We start from the raw sequence: 19,697 nt of genomic DNA, 5'->3' as shown, positions 1-19,697 counted from the left end.
ATCAATCAGTCGAGCTCGTGCGCACGCGCACCTTCGAACTGCATTCGATAGTAACGGGCATAGGTGCCGCCACGAGTGAGAAGCTCCTCGTGCGTGCCACGTTCCACAACGCGACCATGCTCAACGGTCGCAATCTCGTCGGCATGCTTAATGGTCGACAGACGATGGGCGATGATGATCGTGGTGCGGCCGCGCGCCAGACGCTCGAGCGACTCCTGCACCGCCTCCTCGCTCTCGTTATCCAGGGCACTCGTCGCCTCATCCAAGATAAGGATCTTAGGGTTCTTGAGGAACACGCGTGCGATGGCGACGCGCTGTTTCTGTCCGCCCGAAAGACGGCTGCCGCGCTCGCCCACCACCGTGTCGTAGCCCTGCGGCAGCGACTCGATAAAGGTGTCGATATTGGCGCGGCGAGCGGCCTCGGCGATTTCTTCTGCCGTGGCACCGGGCTTGCCGTAGGCGATGTTCTCGCCGATCGTGCCGTCGAAGAGGTAGACGTCCTGCTGCACCAGGCCGATAGCGCGGCGCAGGCTCTGCTGCGTCACATCGCGCACGTCCTGACCGTCAATGCTGATGGATCCAGCAGCCACGTCATAAAAGCGCGGCAGCAGCGAGCAGGTCGTGGACTTACCGCCGCCAGAGGGGCCGACCAGCGCGATGGTCTGACCGGGCTTGATGGACAGATCCATGTGGTCGATCACGGGGCGCTCATCGGCACCGGCCTCGCCCAGCTCAACATCCTCGTAGCTAAAGCACACGTCGCGATACTCAACAGCGCCGGCGGTCACCTGCAGGTCCGCGGCGCCCGGCTTATCCTGAATATCCGGCGCCGTCGAAAGCACCTCGTCCATACGCTTAAACCCGGCAATGGCCTTCTGGTACGTCTCCGCCGAGTTGACGAGCGTCTCGAGCGGTGTGCAGAACAGCGAGATGTAGAGCGCGAAGGTCGCCATATCGACCGCCTGCAGCTGGCCCTGCGCCACCAGCCAACCGCCGAGCAGCACCACGATCACGTAGAGCACGCCCGAAAGCAGACCATACGTCGCGGTATAGACGCCCATGGCGTGATACATGTTCTCTTTGGACGAAAGGTAGCGATCGTTGGAGGCGCGGAACTTAGCACGCTCGGTCTCCTCATTCGCGAAGCTCTTGACCACACGCATGCCCGCCAGCGAGTCCTGTAGCTGCGCATTGATGCCGCTGATCTTTTTGCGGTTGTCGCTAAAGACCTCGCGCATGCGCATGTTCTGCCAAAACATGATGACCGCGAACGCCGCCGTTACCACAGCCATGGCAAGCGCCAGCACCGGGGCAATAGTAAAGAGGATCACAAACGAGCCGACAATCTCGATGCCGCAGATGATAATCCACTCGGGCACGTGATGTGCCGCCTCGCAGATGTCGAACAGGTCGTTGACGACGCGGCTCATCATGTCGCCCGAGCTGTTGCGATCGAAGTACGCAAAGCTAAAGCGCTCGTACTGATCGAACAAGTCCTCGCGCATCTTGGACTCCATGCGCGCGCCCATCACGTGGCCCCAGTAGCTCACAAAGTAGCGGCAGGCGCAACGGATGGCATACATCAGCACCAGGCCCACCGCAATCATGCCGAGCGCCTGCATAATGGCAGCCTGACCTTGGGTAAAGAGCCCGCCGGTCAGATTGCGCAGAATGATAGGAAACGCCAGATCAATGGCGGCAAGCACCAGGGCGCAAACAGTATCAGCAACAAAAAGCCCCATCTGGGGCTTGTAATAAGACAAAAACCTCTTCAGCATGTAATCCTCAAAGAATTACCAGCAAGCAAGGCCCTGGGACAAAATAATCAGTAGTGCTTGTCCCAGGGTCGCCTGCGGCAACAAACTCGTTACGACTCTCACACCTGGGACATACACTACTGATTATTTTGTCCCAGGGTTACCCCGCTCGCTAAAGCTCTGCCCCGCCTAGCCTATGCGCGATGCTGTCGCAGGCAAGTGCGCCCACGACGGTCTTGGCATCCTCGATCTTGCCGTCGAGCACGGCGTCGATCAGCTCGTGCAGCGGCACTAGATCCACGTTGACGAACTCGTCGTCATCGGGGTTGGGCGCGTCGAACTCAAGCTTGGTAGCCAGGTAGATGTGAATGATCTCGTCACAGAAGCCACAGGTCGTGACGATCGACGTCAAAAAGCGAATGCGGCCGGCCCTAAAGCCCGTCTCCTCGTGCAGCTCGCGCCTGGCACAATCGAGCGGATCCTCGCCCGGGTCGAGCTTGCCGGCGGGAATCTCGACCGTCACGCGGTCGATGGCAGTGCGGTACTGACGTACCAGCACGATCTTGCCGCTCTCGGTCAGTGCCACAACGGCCGCCGCACCCGGATGGCGAATTACATCGCGGGCGCTGCGGTGGCCGTTGGGCAGCTCAACCTCAAGACGGTGGACGTCGAGGATCTTGCCCTTCCAGGCGCACTCCTCCGAAAGAATCTTCTCGTGCAGCTCGGCATCGTGCGGGTCGTCGTCGCCCAGCACCAGCATCGGCTCATCGACGACCTCGCCACCGGGCTCGCCCTCGGCGTGCCCATACGTGCGACCGTCCTGCTCGACGATCTGCGCGTCCACGAGCTCTTCGTTCTTCTCGTCCATCCGTCTCATTCCTCTCGGATTTTAGGCATCCCAGGCGTCGCGGCCACGCAGCGCGCGCAGGCCAATGTCATGACGCAGGGTCTTACCCTCAAAATCAATCTTCTCGCAGGCCTCGTAGACAAGGTTGCGAGCATTCTCGAACGTGTCGCCCAGAGCGGTCACGGCGAGCACGCGGCCACCGTTGGTCACGAGCTGGCCGTCCACTACGGCGGTGCCGGCGTGATATACGGTCACGTTCTCCATGGCCTCGGCGTCCTCGATACCGGTGATGACCTTGCCCTTCTCGTAGCTGCCGGGGTAGCCAGCGCTCGTCAGGACAACAGCCACGGCCCACTCGTCACGCCAATCGAGCTCAATCTGATCGAGCTCGCAGTTGGCGCAGGCCAGCATGACCTCGACCAAGTCGTTCTTAAGGCGCGGCAGCACGACCTGCGTCTCGGGGTCGCCAAAGCGGGCGTTGAACTCCAACACCTTGGGGCCGGCGGGGGTGAGCATAAAGCCACCATACAGGCAGCCGCGGTAGTCGATGCCCTCGGCGGCAAGCTCGGCCACGGTCTGCTCCATGACCTTCACCATGGTGGCGTGCTCCTCGTCGGTCACGATGGGCACCGGGCTGTAGACGCCCATGCCACCGGTGTTGGGGCCCTTGTCGCCCTCGAGTGCACGCTTGTGATCCTGCGAGGTGGCCATAGGACGCACGGTCTTGCCGTCGGTAAAGGCCAGCAGCGAGCACTCGGGGCCAACCAGCATCTCCTCAATGACAACGGTGTTGCCGGCATCGCCAAAGGTGCCGCCAAAGCACTCGCGCACGGCCTCCTCGGCCTGCTCGAGCTCAGTCGCCACGATAACGCCCTTGCCCGCAGCCAGGCCGTCAGCCTTCACGACCAGCGGGGCGCCCTGCTCGCGCACGTAGGCGAGAGCCGAAGCCTCGTCAGTAAACGAGCCGTAGGCAGCCGTCGGAATGCCAGCACGCTCCATGAGCTGCTTGGAAAATAGCTTGGAGCCCTCCATCTGGGCGCCCTCGGCACCCGGGCCAAAGCAGGGAATGCCCGCCGCGCGCACGGCATCGGCTACGCCCGCCACGAGCGGAGCCTCGGGGCCAATCACCACGAGTCCGCATCCGTGGCTCTGCGCAAACGCCGCCACGGCCGCAGGATCGCAATCGTCGAGAACCACGTTCTCGCCGCAGCTCGCGGTGCCGCCGTTACCCGGCGCAATGTAGAGCTTGCCGGCGCGCGGTGATGCTGCGAGCTTTGCTGCCAGAGCATGCTCGCGGCCGCCGCTGCCCAACAACAGGATGTCGATGGTTTGAGTGTCCGCCTTCAAGGGTGCCTCCTCTATGGATGAACGGCCCGCCAACCATGCGGACCCATTACAAAGCAAATATACCCCTCGGCCGCCCGCCTGGGCTGCAAAGGGGTATATCGCAATAACCGAATAGTGCCGATTACTTCCAGAATCGGTTGATGATCTGCTCGCGATCGGCGCCGACGCCAATGAACGTCACGCGGGTGTGTGCCAGATCCTCGATAAACGCCACGTAGTCCTGAGCCTCCTGCGGCAGCTCCTCAAAGCTGCGGCAACCGGTGATGTCGCACTTCCAGCCAGGGAGCTCCTCGTAGATGGGCTTGGCGTGCTCAAAACGAACCTGATGCTCGGGCACGCTCGTGTAGCGCTCGCCGTCGACGTCGTAGGCAACGCACGCCTTGATGGTGTCGAAGGCCGAAAGCACGTCGAGCTTGGTCAGGGCGATATCGGTGAGGCCGTTGACACGCGAGGCGTAGTTGGCGATGGGGCCATCGAACCAACCGCAGCGACGACGACGGCCGGTAGTCACGCCGTACTCATAGCCTTCCTCGGTCAGCGTATGGCCGGCCTCGGACTCATAGGAAAGCTCGGTGGGCATGGGGCCCGAACCGACGCGGGTAATGTAGGCCTTCATGACGCCCAGCACGCGGTCGACATTCTTCATACCGACGCCGGAGCCGGTGATGGCGCCGCCGGCGGTGCAGTTGGAAGATGTCACGTACGGATAAGTGCCGTGGTCGATGTCGAGCAGCGTTGCCTGGGCGCCCTCGAACAGCAGGTCCTTGCCCTCGTCGATCATGTTGTTGAGCAGCAGGCTCGTCTCGGTGATGTAGGGGCGCAGGCGCTCGGCCATGGGCAGGTACTCGTCGCAGATCTGGTCCACGGTGTAGGTGGGCAGGTGGTAGATGAGCTCGAGCTCGGGATTCACGCGGGCAAGAGCGGTCTCCAGCTTGTCGCGGAACAGCGCCTCGTCCAGCATGTCCTGCATGCGCAGGCCGATGCGGGCCATCTTGTCCTGGTAGCACGGACCGATGCCGCGCTTGGTGGTACCAATGTTCTTCTTGCCGAGCTTCTGCTCAAAAGCACCATCCAGATCGATGTGGTACGGCATGATGATGTGCGCGTTGCCACTAATCTTGAGGTTCTTGGTGGTGATGCCGTCGGCCTCGAACATGTCAATCTCCTCAAGGACAACCTTGGGGTTGACGACGCAGCCGTTACCGATCACCGACACATGGTCGGAATACATGATGCCGGAGGGCACCTGGTGCAGGCCGTACTTCTTGCCGTTGACGACGATGGTGTGGCCGGCGTTATTACCGCCCGAATAGCGCACGACGGCATCGAAGTCGCCGGCGACCAGATCGCAGATCTTACCCTTGCCCTCATCGCCCCACTGGGCACCGACCAAAACGGTTGACGGCATGTTTACTCCTTACATTCATGGACTGTCTACGCGCCACGCTGGCACGCAGAAGCACAAAACATTCCCAGTATACCCGTGCAACGGGCGCCTGTCCTACTCCTCGGTATGCGCCCCATCAAGCTCATAGAACTTGGTGGATGCCGGCAGGAACATCAGGTCGACGTCACCGATCGGGCCCGAACGGTTCTTGGCCACGACGATACGCGTAACGCCCTCGTCGGGTCGATCGTCACGCGAGGCCTCGGCCTCATCGGCGGAGCGGTCCAAGAACATAACGATGTCGGCGTCCTGCTCGATGGAGCCCGATTCACGCAGGTCGGACAGCTGCGGGCGCTTGCCGGTACGGGACTCGACCTGACGCGACAGCTGCGACAGTGCAATGAGCGGGATCTTGAGCTCCTTGGCCATGATCTTTAAACCACGCGACATCTCGGAGACCTCGACGGTACGACTCTCGGAGCGACGTCCCGGCGGAGGACTCACCAGCTGCAGGTAGTCCAGGATGATGATGGCCTTCTCCTTGTTGTGGAGCATGCGTCGGCTCTTGGCGCGGATCTCGGTCACCGTGGTGCCGGGCGTATCGTCAATCAAAATGTCGAGCTTAGACAAGGTCTGCGTGGCCTCGTTGATATTGGCCCACTGCTCGGGGCTAATGCGGCCCGTACGGAAGTCGCTGATCGAAATCATGGCGTAGGCGCAAATCAGGCGCTGGGCAATTTCCTTGCCCGACATCTCCAGCGAAAAGAAGCCGACGGTATAGCCCGCAGCGGCGGCATTCAGCGCCAGGTTCAGAGCGAACGACGTCTTACCCACGGCAGGGCGGGCGCCGATAATGATGAGCTGGCCCTCGCGGAAACCCATAAGCATGCGGTCGAGCGACGGGAAGCCGGTGGGCACGCCCGCGGCCTGTCCACCGGCCTTACATACTTCCTCGGCCTCGTTATAGGCCTCGACCATAAACTCGGTCAGTGTCTTATAGCTCGACTTGACCTCGCGCGCCGTGACCTTAAGCAGCTTGCTCTCGGCCAGCTCCACGACCTCTTTGGTGTCGGTAGGGGCGTTATAGGCCAGCGCGTTGATCTCGTTGGTGGCACCGATCAGCTCGCGCAGCATCGAGTCGCGACGGACGATGGCGGCATGGTGCTGCCAGTTCACGAGCGACAGGGTCTGACCCATCAGCTCCAAAATGTAGGCCTCGCCGCCCACGGCATCAAGCTTGTTGATGCTGCGCAGGTAATCGATCAGCGAGATAGAGTCGATGGGAATGCGGCTGTTGTACATATCGACCATCGCGGTATAGATGGTCTTATGAATGGGCCGGTAGAAGTCATCGGGCTGCAGCTCGACCTGGGCCTCCTCGACCACCTCGGGCGACAGCAGCATGGCGGCCAGTACATTGGCCTCTGCATCTTGGTTTTGAGGGAGACCCAACTTAGAGCCACGGTCCTCGACCGTCAGCCCCGTCTCCCTTTCGTCATATGCCATGAGCATCCTCATTCATATCGCTTGCGAGCATCCATAGTATCAGCCACAGCCTCAAAACGGGCCGCGCCCCGGCAATCATCACCGAACGAAACGGATGAACGGTCCCGCATTTGGGACTTCACCACAACGCCTGCCATGGCACTCGCATCGCGCTAAAAAGCAAAAAGGGCGCCCTGGTCTCCCAGAGCGCCCTTCTTAGAACAAGATTGTTGCGTTGCAGCAAATGCTACTCGGCAGCAGCCTCAGTCTCGACCTCGGCGGTCTCGGCCTCGGCGGCCTCAGCGGCCTCCTCGACCTCAGCCTCGGCAGCGAGCTCCTCGGCGGTAACGCCAACGAGAACGACAACCTCGGCCTTGATCTCGCGGTACAGCGAGATGGCAACGGTGTGGGCACCGGCAACCTTGATGGGCTTACCGAGCTCGACGCGCTTGCGGTCGATGTCCATACCGAGCTGAGCCTTGATGGCGTCAGCGATCATAGCGGCGGTAACGGAGCCAAAGAGGATGCCCTCGTCGCCGACCTTGACGTCAACGGTGACCGTCTTGCCCTCGAAGGCAGCCTTGGTCTCGTTGGCGGTAGCCAGACGGACGGCCTCGCGCTTGGCGATGTTGTTGCGACGCTCGTCAAGCTGCTTGAGGTTGCCCTTGGTGGCGGCAACAGCGAGCTTCTTGGGGAACAGGAAGTTCTCAGCGTAACCCTGAGCGACCTCTACGACGTCACCCTCGCCGCCCTTGCCCTTGATCTCATCGAGAAGAATAACCTTCATGATGCGTCTCCCTTCTTAGCCGCGGTCGCGGTTGCCACGAGAGGAAACCACGGGGACGGTGTACGGCAGGAGAGCCATCTCGCGGGCGCGCTTGATGGCGTTGGCGATGTCATGCTGATGCTGCGTGCAAGCGCCAGTGACGCGACGGGGCTTGATCTTGCCACGGTCGGTCATGTACTTACGGAGAAGCTGAGTGTCCTTATAGTCGATGAACTCAGTGTTCTCCTTGCAGAACTGGCAGTACTTACGACGCGGCTGACGTGCAGAAAAATCATTAGCCATGTCAAAATACCTTTCATTTGGCAACTTCGGCGAACCGAAGCGGCCTCTCACTCAAAAATAGGTGAACAGCCCTTAAAACGGGATGTCCTCATCGTAGACGTCGACCGCGGGCGGCGTAGCCACCGGTGCGGCAGGACGTGCTGCGGGCGCGGGAGCTGCGGGGGCGTAACCGCCCTGATCGTAGCCACCCTGGCCACCACGGGAACTCATAAACTCGATCTCATCGACGATGACCTCAAGCTTGCTCCGGCGCTGGCCATCGCGCTCCCAAGAGCTGTAGCGCAGCTTGCCCTCGATCGCGACCTTGTTTCCCTTTGCCAGGAAACGGCTCACGGCCTCGGCGCGCGTGCCGAACATAGTGCAGTCGACAAAGTTGGGATAGTCCTCCCACTCGCCAGTCTGCGGGTTGCGGCGGCGATCGTTCACGGCGACGCCAAAGGACAGAACCTGGGTTCCGCCGGCGGTGGCGCGCAGCTCGGGATCACGCGTGAGGTTACCGGTGATGTTCACTCGATTGATGCTCATAACTCACTACTTCCTCTTGGGGCACAAGCCCAGTCCAAAACGACAGTCTTACTCCTGGTCGTCGCGACGGACGATCATGTGGCGGACCACAGCGTCGGTGATGCGCAGGACGCGATCAAGCTCGGCGATCTGGGTAGGATCTGCGTGGAAGTTGATGAGGGTGTAGTCACCATCGGTGAGGTCGTTGATCTCGTAGGCGAGCTTGCGCTTGCCCCACTCGTCAACGGAGTCGACCTTGCCAGCGCCCTCGGCGATCGTGGTATCGATACGCTTCATAACAGCGAGACGAGTCTCGGGGTCGAGCGACGGGTCAACAAAGAACAGCAGTTCATAAGCCTTCATATTGTCACCTCCTCTGGGCAAATGTGGCTTCAGGTCGTGAAGGTGCGCCTGAAGCAGGAAAAGACTTGGTAATAATATCTTTCAACCTCCCAGGCTGCAAGAACATGCAGCTACAACCTCATGACCTCCACATATGTCCATACTCACACGGCACTTCATGCGTCTTCCAACCAAATGCCGACCAAATGCTTGACGAATCTGTGGACATGCTACGGCGCTGCGGGGACAAACCAACCAAACCGCAGGTCAGCAATTGCAAGGCTGTGGTCGAGAAATGCATACCAGTGGTTCACAACACCGTTCAAAGATTTTTAAAATTGCTGCCACGTCGTTTATAAATACCCATTTTGATCAATTTGCCGCATGCAGCTCTGCTGGTCAGAGCCCGTTTTTGGCCTTCTAGATCCCATCACGAAGCCAAACGTTTCAAAAAATGCCAACTTTTCTGTTTGCACTTTGCGATTCCTCGTGTATACTGACTTTCGCATTTAACGGAGAGTTGTCCGAGTGGCCGAAGGAGCACGATTGGAAATCGTGTAGGCGTCAAAAGCGTCTCCAGGGTTCAAATCCCTGACTCTCCGCCAGTTAATTCCAAAGCAGGCCTTCGAGCCTGCTTTGTTTTTACCCCACGCGGAGGGGTGGCAGAGTGGTTGAATGCGGCGGTCTCGAAAACCGTTTGGCCTGTATAAGGTCACGAGGGTTCGAATCCCTCCTCCTCCGCCATTTTGGTTGAGAAAGCTCCCAGCAATGGGAGCTTTTTTGTTATCGGGTCATGTTCAAGCAAATACGGCGGAGGAGGAGGGATTCGAACCCGCAGGGCGCGAAGCGTAAAGAAAACGCGCCAGTGGCGCGTTTTTAGCGCAGCGCGGTCGGCGTAAGCCGACCGGATAAATTTTGAGCAAAGCTCAAAATTTGGACATCCCTCCTATTCAACCCGCACCCTCATCGCTTTCGAACTCGGCCCCAAATCCAAAACGTGTACACCACCCTCCAAAGATGTCAAATAATGTCGTTTTTGGAGGCTGACGTACATGTTTTGCCTTGCGCCAAGACCCAGTCTTAACCGCTTACCGAGGAATGGGACCGTAACGACCGACAACCATGTACTATGTACGGGCATTGTCTAAACCCACAACCCAAAGGACCCCATCTTGCCCGTCGTCGCCGCTATGACCGTTACTGCACACGCCTCGGATGCCATGGTCGCCATCCCGTTTTGGCTCGAGATGTTCGCCGTCGTCGCGGCCTCGATCTCGGGCGTGTTGGTCGCGCGCGAGCACAAGCTCGACCTGGTGGGCGCGGTCGCGCTGGCCGTCGTCTGCGGCCTCGGCGGCGGTCTTTTGCGCGATATGACGCTCCAGGTGGGCAACGTCTACATTCTCAACCAGCCCATGGCGCTGCCGCTCTCCATCGCCACGGCGGCCATCATCTACATCTTCCCGGCAATCGTCGATAAGCCCGACAAGCTCATCCCCTTGCTCGATATCATCTCGGTCGGCATCTACGCCGCCACCGGCGCGGACAAGGCGCTGGTCTACGGATTTGCACCGGCCGTTTGTATCATGATGGGCTTCTTCACCGCAGTGGGTGGCGGCATGCTGCGCGATAGCTTTATGGGCGTGGTGCCGGGTATTTTCCAGCGCACAAATTTCTACGCCATCGCGGCCATCGCCGGATCGGCGAGCTATGTGTGCCTCGTTATGAGCGGCCTCGTCAGCAACATCACCGCGTTGATCGTATGCGTCGCGGTGACCATGGGGCTGCGCTGGCTGTCGCTGCGCTTTGATATCAAAAGCCCCACCGAGGAAGACATCGCGCGCTTTTTGCGCCGCAAAAAGTAGGTGGCACGGGTTCATCCTTCGAAATGCAACCGAGAGGTTCTTTTAGAGCGCCCGCGCGTTGGGTACCCTGTTAGGTACATGTCGAGCACCTAACGAAGGATCTATCATGCCTTGCAATCAATTCCCGCCGGCGCACCGTCACAAAGCACGGAGCCACCTCTTTGTCGGCCTCGCCCTTATCGCGCTGGCACTTGCCGTCCTTCCCGCCGCAGCTTTTGCCGGCACGGATACCGCCGGCAATGTTCTTGCGACCGACAGTGACTCCAATCCGTCCGGCGTCGAAGGCGATCTGTACTGGGCAGGCCAGAGCCTCGATCTGGACGACGCTTCCATCGACCGCGACATTATTGCAGTGGGCGAGAGTCTCTCCATCCGCGACTGCACCGTGGGCGGCGCCATTCGCCTGGCAGCACGCACCATCGATATCGCCAAGACCACGGTTGACGGCAGCGTGACCGTCGCGGGGCAGCACGTCGTTCTCAACGCCGATAGCACTGCCAGCTGTTTCTACGCGATGGGCGAGACGGTCGCCCTGCGCGGTTCCGTCAAGTCGGCAGCGCTCGCGGGCGATACCGTGACTATCGACGGCACCGTCGATGGCGATGTTGAGGTTTGGGCCGACAAGCTCATCTTGGGCAAGAACGCCCGCATCACCGGCACCGTGAACGCGCACGTTTCCGAGGATCCCGAGCGCGTAGCAGGGGCCGAGGTCGGCGCGCTCAAGATTGACCGCACTGAGAACGAGGACACCTCCACCGTCAACGATGTCATCGGCGGCATCGTCGCCGCGGCGCTTTCCACCTGCTTTGTCGCCTTGCTGCTCGAGCTCGTCTTTCCGCGCGCGACCGCTAGCGCTGCTGGAATGCTCCACCAGCGCCCCACGCCGCTGTGGGTGAGCGGTCTTCTGGGCACGGTGGCTGTCGTCCCCGCCGTCCTGCTGTTGATTATCTCGATCGCAGGTCTGTCGCTCGCTGGAGCCCTCATGTGCGGCGTTATCGGCATCGCGCTCGTCTCTGCAGCCTTCGCGGGCTGCGCCATCGCGCGTATGGTCGGACACAGCCAGAACCGCTACGCCATGGCAGCCGTCGGCGGCATAATCGTTGGCGTGCTCACGGCAATCCCTCTCGTCGGCGACTTCATCAGCGGCGTAGCTTTCGTCTTCACGCTCGGTTACATCATCCAGATCATCTGGCGCAACGCCCACCTCAAACCGCAACAGCCCGCCAACATGCCAGGACTCCCCACCGCCTAAGCCGTCCAAACCACCACAAAGGGGCCAGGCACCTTTGCGGTGGTGCAAAGGGGACAGGTTACTTTGCACCACCAAACGAAGCGGGGCACCCGATCGAATGCGATCGGGTGCCCCGCTTTTTCATGTCTCGTGTTGACGGTCGAGACGAACGGCTACTCCTCAGAGCCCTCGTCGCGCTTACGGCTACGGATAAGATGTGCCACGCCAATGCACAGTACCGCACCACCAGCGATCCAAGTGAACGTCACGCCGTTGAGACCAGTGAGCGGGAGGTTGATCAGTTTAGTGTTGCCCACGGTGATGTTGTAGTAGCCTTCATCATCTATCTCCGAGTTGGGCTTCGCCGTCAGGCTGTTATCACCGGCGACCTCGTCGGTGAGGCCAGCAATGACCTTGCCATCTTGATTGTTAGTATTAAGCTCATGAGTGAGATTGGTAAGGCCTGCATCCGGATCATCGGCTTTCATGGTCGGCTTGATCTCGAAAGCGAAGTGGTCAACCGCGGTGTAACCGTCGGGAGCAGAAGTTTCCGTTACGGTATATATACCGGCGTCAAGACCGGTGACTTTGATGACGCCGCCGGTGGTTGTAAAATACCACGGGTTTTCGTCAAGAGACCCGTCTTTCTGCACGTATAAATTATCGAGCGCGGCATCCTCCATCCCAGTAGCCTGGATGGTGAACTTAGCGCCGTCGAGGGCCTTCTCTGTGCCCAAGTCGACCTTGTTGATCTTGAGGCCGTAGGTGTAGTCCCTGACAGTGTCGGGCACGGTTTGACCATAGTCAGTGGTCATGGGGTTGTTGGAGTAGTAAAGCGTGGCGGTGTTGGGGTTGCCCAGCCCGTTATTATTCTTGCCGACGACCGCATTGCCATTGATTTGTGCCGCATAGGAGACAACGATGCAAGAATCATTGGTGATGGTCACGCCAGGGATAGTTTTAAGGTTGTCACAGGTCCATGTCGTCGTAACGCTACCGTCAGATGAATCGGCCCCAGAAGACTCCTTGATAAAGTGCGTCGTAATGTCTTTTCCCGTATTGTTCTTATGGTTCGGATCAGCTTTAGCCTCCGCACCCGAAGCGTACAGATAAACCTTGGCGCTATTCTCCTGCAGCGTCAGGCCCTTGGAAATTTGGTCGGAGAACTTATAGTAATACGTATCGTACGTGTCATAGTTGTCAGCAATGGTGCCATAGAGGTTGTAAGTAACATTCTGGCCGATATGGGAATCGGCAGCATCGTGTTCTGCGCCACCCCTATCGCTCGCGATCTTCTTCTCGACGGTGGGGATTTTCTTTTTCGGCGTAATATTCACTGAATCCGTGCCGTTCACGAGCTTAAAGATGGGCGAGGTGAAGGCATCGGTCGATTGCTTGACTGCCGAGCCGTCAGCGGGCTTATAGACACCATTGGTGAGGAACAGCCAGTAGCCAGCACCGAGTCCGGTAAGCTCGCTGCTACCTTGCGCGGTCGTTTCCCAAGTCAAGTTGCTTTCGTTAAGCTTCTTTGCAATTATATTTAAAACGTTATCATTTGCGATGCGTGAATCAGTTCCGTCCACGCCAGCATTCGTGTTCAGCCATTCGGCAGCATCCTGAGCATTCTTGCTGGTATAAGCAACGTTATTGTGAGCTTTGCTCCATCCGTCGATTGCACCTACGACGGCTTCCTGAATCGCCGTCTGCTGCGTACCAGAACCCGCCCACTGGATATTAGCGGCAGTGGAGCCGCTCACATTAGCCGTGAAGATTTGAATGCCCTTATAAGTCGTAGTCGAAGAATAAGCGTCCTCGAACGTCACAGTCGAGCCGACCTCAGCAAACGCCATGGTCACAGGTGCCATCACTCCGCCGAAGCTCAATGCTGCAGTGAGGCCTGCCGTCACCGCCAGGCGGGCGATGTTCTTGGTTGTCTTCATGTTTGGTCCTCTTTCTTGGAGGGTTCTCTAGTAACTTCGTCAAAACCAATGATCATCAGGTCGATAGACCTGCGCGTCACTCGCTACGGAGGCAGCACGCCATTGAGCAAGGGGGGGGGGGGACAATTATTTATCACGGCGACCTCCTCCCCGCTTGATGACGAGCGCGGCGACAATAGCCGCCACTCCGATGGCAACCAAAGCCGCCACTAGCACCAACGTTCTATCTCCCGTCGAGGGCATAAAGCCTCGACTTGCTTCTTTGCTTGGAGTGTTGAGCACCGACAGCTCAATCGAACCTGTCCCGGCATCGGCGGCATCGACCCGCAGAGGGCTTTCGGCCGATACGGTCACCTTGGGCTTCGCGGCGGCCACCTGCTTGACGTCCAGGCCATCGGCCGCAACCGTCACCGTCCGCTTGCCCTCAAAGGCGGTGTAGCCCTTGGGCGCCGCGACCTCCTCAACGATATAGACGCCCGCGTCCACGCCGTTCAGCTCCACGCGACCGTCTTTGCCAGACACGACATACGCATCGGCATCCGTCGTCCACGTACCGTCGGCCGCCAGCGTGCGGCCACGGTCATCAGTGATGCGCAACTTGGCACCAGCGAGAGGATTGTCGTCCGTGCTCGAGCGCTTGATAAGGTTGAGCCCCCAGGTGTAGGCCGTTGCGTCGTCACTCGGCGTGCGGGTGAAGCCGGCGTCGCCGGACTGGTCGGCGAAGGGAGAGCGCGGGTAGCGCAGGTAGACCTCGTTGGGGTTGCCCTTCGCGATGCCGTGGTTGCATGCGCTGTTGAGAGGCGCGTTGTACACGGCGACCACGCGGGCACCCGCGGCGAAGGCGTCGGCCCCGCCGAGCGCGGCGATCAGGTCGCCGGTGCGCACGGTGAAGGTTCCGTCCGCGGCCACCTTGGTGACGCACTGGGCCGTGATGTCGGTCCAGCCCTTGGCGGGCTCGGTTCCGGCGCGCCCGTCCTTGCCGGTCGAGACGGCGTCGAAGCCGCCGTCCGCGCCCGCCGCCACGTACACGCGCATGCTCGCGGCGACCTTGGAGGGGTCGAGCCCCGCACTCATGGTGTCGACGAACTGCACCGTATAGGCGTCGTAGGCCGTGAGGCCCGCCGGGACCGTGGCCGAAAGGCGCCAGTACAGGTCGTCGGCGACCGTGGCGTCGGCGGCCTTGCTCCAGGCGGCGGTGCTGTCCTCCATCACGTGCTTGGCCACCTTGGGCGTCGCGGCCTTGGGCTTGACGGTGACGGGGCTGCCGCCGACCAGGGCCATGATCGGCGCGGTGCCGGCCTCGTTCTGGGCGATGGCGCCGTCATCGGCGACGATGAGCCAGTATCCGCTGGTCAGCTCGGCCGCTGTGCCCGCGTTAAGGGGCACGAACACAGCGCCCGCTTTGACAATCGCGCGGGCAAGCTTTGCCGTCAGCGCAGTCGTCATATGCCCGTCAGCATTCATCCATTCGGCGGCCGCTTGTGCCGTCGATGCCGAGCCATCGAGCCCTGCATCATGGAGCACAGGGAGAACAGCTTGGCGAACGGCGTCATTTGTCCACGTTATGTCAGTTGCGACCTTTTGGTCGGCATCGGCGTCGTCAATAACGGTCGCCGAAAAGAGCTGATATGCGTCATACCGCGTCGCAACTTTACCGTCCACCGTAATGGATCCGGTGTCGGTGGCACGGGCCGCCGCAGGAGCAATCGCGAAAGAGGAGACGACAGCCACGACCATCACCACGACGGTCAGCATATGACGGAGCTGCTTACTCATTGCGACCACCTCGATCCAGATCACGATGGCGACGAGCATGCATCCATGTCGCCGCGAAGCACAGCATCGAAGCGCCAGCCAGATACGTCATAGTCAAGCCAGCCCCGCCTGCCTCGGGAAGCGTAGTCGAGTACTTGTTGGTAAAGGTCGGCGGGGTCGTGGACCCATTGTCATAGGTGACTTCGGTGTCGAGTTGATCCGTACCGTTGATTACGTTAACCGTGACGTTCTGCACAGTCGTGTCGTAAGTGATGTGATCCTTCACATGCTTGACAGCGCCCTCGGGCTCGACCTCGGAGATGGCGTAGTGGTACTCACCCGCCTTATTGAACTCAACGGTAAAGGAGACGTTTCCTCCAGCGTCGTTAGTCGCCGTCTGGAGCACCTTATTGTCGGTATCTTTGAGTTCGAATGAGAATTGCCCCTTCTTGAAGGCTCCGCCCACAAGTACCTTCTTTGCCTGTATCGTTGCCGTGCCTTTAAGGGGTGAGTCGTACACCCAAATCTCTGCATCCGACTTTATCTCCGCGTCGGCACCAAGCAGAGACCTCGCCGTGTTCATGGCTTGCTCGTATTGGCCATCGTCCTCACCGCCCTTGAGCAGAATCCACGTTGGTTGGGCGATATGATAGCCAGCAGGCGCCGCCGTCTCCTCAAGGTAGTAAAGCGTGCAGGAAGCCATGGCGGTCGAACTCGTTCCAAAAGTCACGTTTCCATTAGAGTCGGTCGTTGCGGTGGAAAAAACCTTCTTTGCATCCTCAACACCGGCACCGCCCTGTACCTCATCCATGTCGATCGCATAGAGTGTGAACGTAGCCCCGGCCAACGGTGCGGTAACGTCCTTTTCATCCACTTTGTGGACCACAATGCCGTACCCCGTTCCGCCTCCGGATGCGCCGGCATCTATGTCATATTCACGCTCGTGTTTTACATAACCGTCTGCAACACCTTCAAGCTCTGCCTCATTAGAGAGGGACACTTTGCTAGACTCGCCAGACGAGATGACGTCATATTCGATTTTCAGGTACTTCTGGTCGGGAAGCTTCAACGTCAATCGCTGCTGCTTTCCGGCGCCCTCATCAACCAAATCGGGAGCTGTCTTGTATTGTTCTTTCGCCAACTCGTGCCAAGTGCCATTGTCACGCTCAGACACGCTAAGCGACGAAGGCACAAACGTGCATTTGGAGTCCATCACATCGAACAGATCAAGATAGTCGGTTCCACTTTTTAGATCCAATGCCGATTCATTAACAAAAATGGTGTAGTGAATTCGCTTGCTATTACTTACCGATGTACCGGTCTTTGACAATACATTGTTCTTGATCTGTACCGTATCAGAGCCCGCCTTAAATTCTTTATCACCCGAGCTTGCGCTTGCCGAGTTCGTGAGCTCACCGAGATTCTCTGACGTATCGACCACCGACCTTTTGACGGCAGTTGAATACGTCAGCTTTGCATATCCCGTGTTATTGCCTAGCTTTTCCGTTGGAATCGAAAACGTAACCGTCTGGCGATTGACGGCAGGCGTCAGCAAGACATCCGAAACCTCGGTTTTCTCCCTCTCATGCTCCCATCCGTACACCGCCGTACCGTAGGGATTTGAATACAAAGAATATTTAGCCGTGCCGGGAAAATAGGCCATTCCCTCAGGAAGCTTATCTTTGACAACGACATCGTTGCCATTAAGCTTGCCCGCGCCATAATACTCGCCGGCAGGCGTCTTGGCTCGATTGGCATAGACAGTCCAGTCGACAATCCACGCACCTTTGTCGTTCGAGCCATCCACTGGCTTCCAGTCAAAGGTCTCATCCCACCGTGCCTGCGAGCCGTCTTCGTTTGTTTTTACGCTCTTCTCAATCGAAGGCACCGTTTCTTTTTCAACATAGTAAAAAACGAAATCAGAATAGCCGCTAAACCCGTCGACAGAGGCGAAGTTGGAGTACCAACCAGGAAGTGCGTCGGTCACCGTTTTATACGTAATAACGACTTCAGGGGACTTATCCAGTGCGTCTTTGACTTTATCCGTAATAAATATTCGGATATTGCAATTATGCTTGTTGCTGCCCTGTGACGGATCTGCGCCTCCCTCAAACTTCCAGTCGGTATTTTGGTCCAATTTTGTATCCCCGATGGCAACTACATGCGATTGACCGCCAGTAGTATCCGGCCCCATAGTCTGCTTCCAAGCCGCCAGCATGGTATCTTTGATAAGAACGGATGTTGGGTTTTTCGCATTCACGTAATCCCGGAGCTCTACGCGCAATTGCCAGGTTGCCTTTCCGGTCTGTGACGCCTCATCCTGATTAAGCAGCGTCTTGCTAATAGTTTTGCCCGTCCAAGGACGGATGTAGTATGCAGTACTATCCCCAGAGGGCTGATCTGAACCTTCTTTTTTCACACATGCCGTGTTGCTAACTTTTTCGTAGGAATCCTTATCTTTCAGCTTGGTTTGATAGACGATGCAATAGGTCGCATACCGATCGCCCTCTTTTGGATTAAACGTATAGTTAAATGAATCCCCCGACTCGCTCAGGGTTCCCTCATCAATCTTTTGATTTTCATCGGCGGTCTCTCCCTTGTAGACCGTGTAGTTGCCAATATAATCCTGCTTGCCATCGAGCTCGTCAGTAAAGGTGTAGCCAGACATATCGGCCTTGAGGGATCCTTTATTGAGTACAACCTTCCAGGTGATGACAGACGATGTTCCGGAGCCAGCCTCTTTTTGAATCATGTCATATTGAAACGGCTTCGACTCCCCTTCAATCGTAAGAGATTGTTGAGGATTTGTTTTTCCCCAGGTTGCTTGCACACTATTCCTACCTTGCGTAGGCGTGCCATTAGGAAGAGACAAGTTCTTGCTAACTGTCGTTTCGTAGGTAACGGTATGGTTGCCCTGAGAAAGGTTACCTAGCGACAACGTTGCAGTTCGCTCTTCGATGCTCACGGACGAACCAAGAGGATTTCCATCGAGCTTGAAGCTGCTTTGGTCAAAGTCCAGGTAGTCGCCGAGCGTATCGACCAGTTTTACATCCGTTGCGTGCGACTTGACACTCAGATTAATAGTCCAAGTTATCTTGGCATTTCCAGTACTACTATCTTGGGAAAAGACACCTGATTTGTTTCCCTCAACTGCGCCATCTTGAATCTTGATCGGCACAGCTTCGCCAACGCCCGGAAAATCAAGTTTGACTTTTGACCCATCATCCACATCTTTGTTTTCGAACTCGAATTTAACCTTTACGTAGAGCGAAGATGGATTGGCGTTGAGATAGCTGGGGTCGTAGTTAAAAATAACCTCGTTCTTTTCGATACGCCAAGTTCCCATCCTTTGCGCATTCTCGGTATCGTCAGTCATCAAGACGCCGCCCGTGTTGTCCTTTACGACAATCGACTCAGGAAAGGTATAAATCGCCTTAGGTCTCTCAGACTTAGGTCCAAAATTCTCTTTAAATCGAGCTTCCATAAAACCGTAAATTGTATCGGCCGTCGTAATCGAGGGCGAGCCTTCTTTGCCAAGAGGATGTTGGCAATCCTTATCGGCATACAGCCCAACCGTAACGTCCGCCGTATCCTCGCCGATCACAATCGGCGCAGGCGTCGTCACGTCCTCGGCGCGCACGGGAGCTGCGCCGTGAAAAACTGCGGCGGTAAGGCTAATCAAAATGAAAAGCAGGGCCGCCATACCCAGCGACCGTGAGCGGTGTGCGTCCATAGTTGTCCCCTAATTCCTACAACACGTTGTGGAATACGGCGAATCGTCGGATCGAACACAAACCCCAACATCAACGAGAACCTACCTAGCGCATTGCAAGAACCCATTGGGGAGCACCTTCTAAGACGGTTCGTCTATGCCACAATGCATAAAATACAATATAGATACCAGTCATGTAAACCGCAGGTAAAGAGGTCTTTTAATTTAATACCAGTTGATATTTACCTGTTAACGGTTTTGCATTAAAGCAGTTATATTCTATGGAATTCTGTATATGTTTAAACAACTTAACTTTGCCTGAAAAGCCGCTCGGGGGATAACCTCCTCCACCGTGGTGCAAAGTAACCTGTCCCCTTGCACCAAATCAGAACCACCCTTAAAAAGGGTGGTTTGCTCTTAGGGTATAACCCACGGGCCCCGGGCTCGCGTCTAAAGGCG

Annotated in this window: 14 protein-coding genes and 2 tRNA genes; 4 read left to right on the top strand and 12 right to left on the bottom strand. The window is 57.9% G+C overall.

Annotated features, from left to right (window positions below):
* Positions 1 to 5: 5 nt before the first annotated feature.
* The 9 genes from AB5Z14_RS07040 to rpsF form a co-directional block, all read right to left on the bottom strand.
* Positions 6 to 1,778 carry an ABC transporter ATP-binding protein gene (locus tag AB5Z14_RS07040; RefSeq protein ID WP_368130877.1) on the bottom strand — a complete coding sequence of 591 codons (1,773 nt, stop codon included), beginning with the start codon at positions 1,776 to 1,778 and terminating at the stop codon, positions 6 to 8.
* 151 nt (positions 1,779 to 1,929) lie between these two features.
* Positions 1,930 to 2,625 carry an NUDIX domain-containing protein gene (locus AB5Z14_RS07035; RefSeq protein WP_368130876.1) on the bottom strand — a complete coding sequence of 232 codons (696 nt, stop codon included), beginning with the start codon at positions 2,623 to 2,625 and terminating at the stop codon, positions 1,930 to 1,932.
* A gap of 21 nt (positions 2,626 to 2,646) precedes the next feature.
* Positions 2,647 to 3,951 carry a phosphoribosylamine--glycine ligase gene (purD, locus tag AB5Z14_RS07030; protein WP_368130875.1) on the bottom strand — a complete coding sequence of 435 codons (1,305 nt, stop codon included), beginning with the start codon at positions 3,949 to 3,951 and terminating at the stop codon, positions 2,647 to 2,649.
* Positions 3,952 to 4,072: 121 nt separating this feature from the next.
* Positions 4,073 to 5,359, bottom strand: coding sequence for an adenylosuccinate synthase (locus tag AB5Z14_RS07025; RefSeq protein WP_368130874.1), 1,287 nt, complete (start codon positions 5,357 to 5,359; stop codon positions 4,073 to 4,075).
* A gap of 93 nt (positions 5,360 to 5,452) precedes the next feature.
* Positions 5,453 to 6,850 (bottom strand): replicative DNA helicase, encoded by a 1,398-nt coding sequence (dnaB, locus tag AB5Z14_RS07020; protein ID WP_195362310.1) that lies wholly within the window; start codon positions 6,848 to 6,850, stop codon positions 5,453 to 5,455.
* A gap of 220 nt (positions 6,851 to 7,070) precedes the next feature.
* Positions 7,071 to 7,610 (bottom strand): 50S ribosomal protein L9, encoded by a 540-nt coding sequence (gene rplI / locus AB5Z14_RS07015; RefSeq protein WP_346964947.1) that lies wholly within the window; start codon positions 7,608 to 7,610, stop codon positions 7,071 to 7,073.
* A gap of 15 nt (positions 7,611 to 7,625) precedes the next feature.
* On the bottom strand, positions 7,626 to 7,892 hold the full coding sequence (rpsR, locus tag AB5Z14_RS07010; protein WP_006235829.1) for a 30S ribosomal protein S18: 267 nt from the start codon (positions 7,890 to 7,892) through the stop codon (positions 7,626 to 7,628).
* Positions 7,893 to 7,964: 72 nt separating this feature from the next.
* Positions 7,965 to 8,417, bottom strand: a complete 453-nt coding sequence (locus AB5Z14_RS07005) for a single-stranded DNA-binding protein (RefSeq protein ID WP_055310294.1) — start codon at positions 8,415 to 8,417, stop codon at positions 7,965 to 7,967.
* A gap of 48 nt (positions 8,418 to 8,465) precedes the next feature.
* Positions 8,466 to 8,759, bottom strand: coding sequence for a 30S ribosomal protein S6 (rpsF, locus tag AB5Z14_RS07000; RefSeq protein ID WP_006235831.1), 294 nt, complete (start codon positions 8,757 to 8,759; stop codon positions 8,466 to 8,468).
* A 493-nt stretch (positions 8,760 to 9,252) separates the two neighbouring features.
* Here rpsF and AB5Z14_RS06995 point away from each other — a divergent pair.
* The 4 genes from AB5Z14_RS06995 to AB5Z14_RS06980 all read left to right on the top strand — a co-directional run bounded on the left by AB5Z14_RS06995 (position 9,253) and on the right by AB5Z14_RS06980 (position 11,852).
* Positions 9,253 to 9,343 (top strand) — tRNA-Ser (locus AB5Z14_RS06995).
* Positions 9,344 to 9,391: 48 nt separating this feature from the next.
* A tRNA-Ser gene (locus AB5Z14_RS06990) sits at positions 9,392 to 9,482 on the top strand.
* Between the two features lie 428 nt (positions 9,483 to 9,910).
* Positions 9,911 to 10,600 carry a trimeric intracellular cation channel family protein gene (locus tag AB5Z14_RS06985; RefSeq protein WP_368130873.1) on the top strand — a complete coding sequence of 230 codons (690 nt, stop codon included), beginning with the start codon at positions 9,911 to 9,913 and terminating at the stop codon, positions 10,598 to 10,600.
* Positions 10,601 to 10,706: 106 nt separating this feature from the next.
* Complete coding sequence (locus AB5Z14_RS06980) at positions 10,707 to 11,852, top strand: DUF8173 domain-containing protein (RefSeq protein ID WP_368130872.1); 1,146 nt, start codon at positions 10,707 to 10,709, stop codon at positions 11,850 to 11,852.
* A 152-nt stretch (positions 11,853 to 12,004) separates the two neighbouring features.
* Here AB5Z14_RS06980 and AB5Z14_RS06975 read toward each other — a convergent pair whose 3' ends face one another.
* From AB5Z14_RS06975 to AB5Z14_RS06965, 3 genes are all read right to left on the bottom strand, one after another.
* Positions 12,005 to 13,771: an isopeptide-forming domain-containing fimbrial protein gene (locus AB5Z14_RS06975; RefSeq protein ID WP_368130871.1), complete on the bottom strand. Its 1,767-nt coding sequence runs from the start codon at positions 13,769 to 13,771 to the stop codon at positions 12,005 to 12,007.
* Positions 13,772 to 13,897: 126 nt separating this feature from the next.
* Complete coding sequence (locus tag AB5Z14_RS06970; protein ID WP_368130870.1) at positions 13,898 to 15,547, bottom strand: SpaA isopeptide-forming pilin-related protein; 1,650 nt, start codon at positions 15,545 to 15,547, stop codon at positions 13,898 to 13,900.
* The gene (locus AB5Z14_RS06965; protein ID WP_368130869.1) at positions 15,540 to 19,259 is read right to left on the bottom strand and encodes a Spy0128 family protein; all 3,720 of its coding nucleotides are present in this window, start codon (positions 19,257 to 19,259) and stop codon (positions 15,540 to 15,542) included. The genes AB5Z14_RS06970 and AB5Z14_RS06965 overlap by 8 nt, the downstream gene beginning before the upstream one ends.
* Positions 19,260 to 19,697 lie beyond the last annotated feature (438 nt).

This window comes from Collinsella aerofaciens (genome assembly GCF_040910265.1).
GTDB classification, from domain to species: domain Bacteria; phylum Actinomycetota; class Coriobacteriia; order Coriobacteriales; family Coriobacteriaceae; genus Collinsella; species Collinsella aerofaciens_BK.
This window is presented reverse-complemented; position numbering and strand designations above follow the sequence as displayed.

Bases quoted from the DNA above. Each gene is read 5' to 3' on its own strand.
- dnaB (WP_195362310.1), bottom strand. From the start codon at position 6,850: ATGCTCATGGCATATGACGAAAGGGAGACGGGGCTGACGGTCGAGGAC.
- AB5Z14_RS07025 (WP_368130874.1), bottom strand. From the start codon at position 5,359: ATGCCGTCAACCGTTTTGGTCGGTGCCCAGTGGGGCGATGAGGGCAAG.
- AB5Z14_RS06965 (WP_368130869.1), bottom strand. From the start codon at position 19,259: ATGGACGCACACCGCTCACGGTCGCTGGGTATGGCGGCCCTGCTTTTC.
- AB5Z14_RS07040 (WP_368130877.1), bottom strand. From the start codon at position 1,778: ATGCTGAAGAGGTTTTTGTCTTATTACAAGCCCCAGATGGGGCTTTTT.
- AB5Z14_RS07005 (WP_055310294.1), bottom strand. From the start codon at position 8,417: ATGAGCATCAATCGAGTGAACATCACCGGTAACCTCACGCGTGATCCC.
- AB5Z14_RS06975 (WP_368130871.1), bottom strand. From the start codon at position 13,771: ATGAAGACAACCAAGAACATCGCCCGCCTGGCGGTGACGGCAGGCCTC.
- AB5Z14_RS06980 (WP_368130872.1), top strand. From the start codon at position 10,707: ATGCCTTGCAATCAATTCCCGCCGGCGCACCGTCACAAAGCACGGAGC.
- rpsR (WP_006235829.1), bottom strand. From the start codon at position 7,892: ATGGCTAATGATTTTTCTGCACGTCAGCCGCGTCGTAAGTACTGCCAG.
- AB5Z14_RS07035 (WP_368130876.1), bottom strand. From the start codon at position 2,625: ATGGACGAGAAGAACGAAGAGCTCGTGGACGCGCAGATCGTCGAGCAG.
- rpsF (WP_006235831.1), bottom strand. From the start codon at position 8,759: ATGAAGGCTTATGAACTGCTGTTCTTTGTTGACCCGTCGCTCGACCCC.
- AB5Z14_RS06970 (WP_368130870.1), bottom strand. From the start codon at position 15,547: ATGAGTAAGCAGCTCCGTCATATGCTGACCGTCGTGGTGATGGTCGTG.
- rplI (WP_346964947.1), bottom strand. From the start codon at position 7,610: ATGAAGGTTATTCTTCTCGATGAGATCAAGGGCAAGGGCGGCGAGGGT.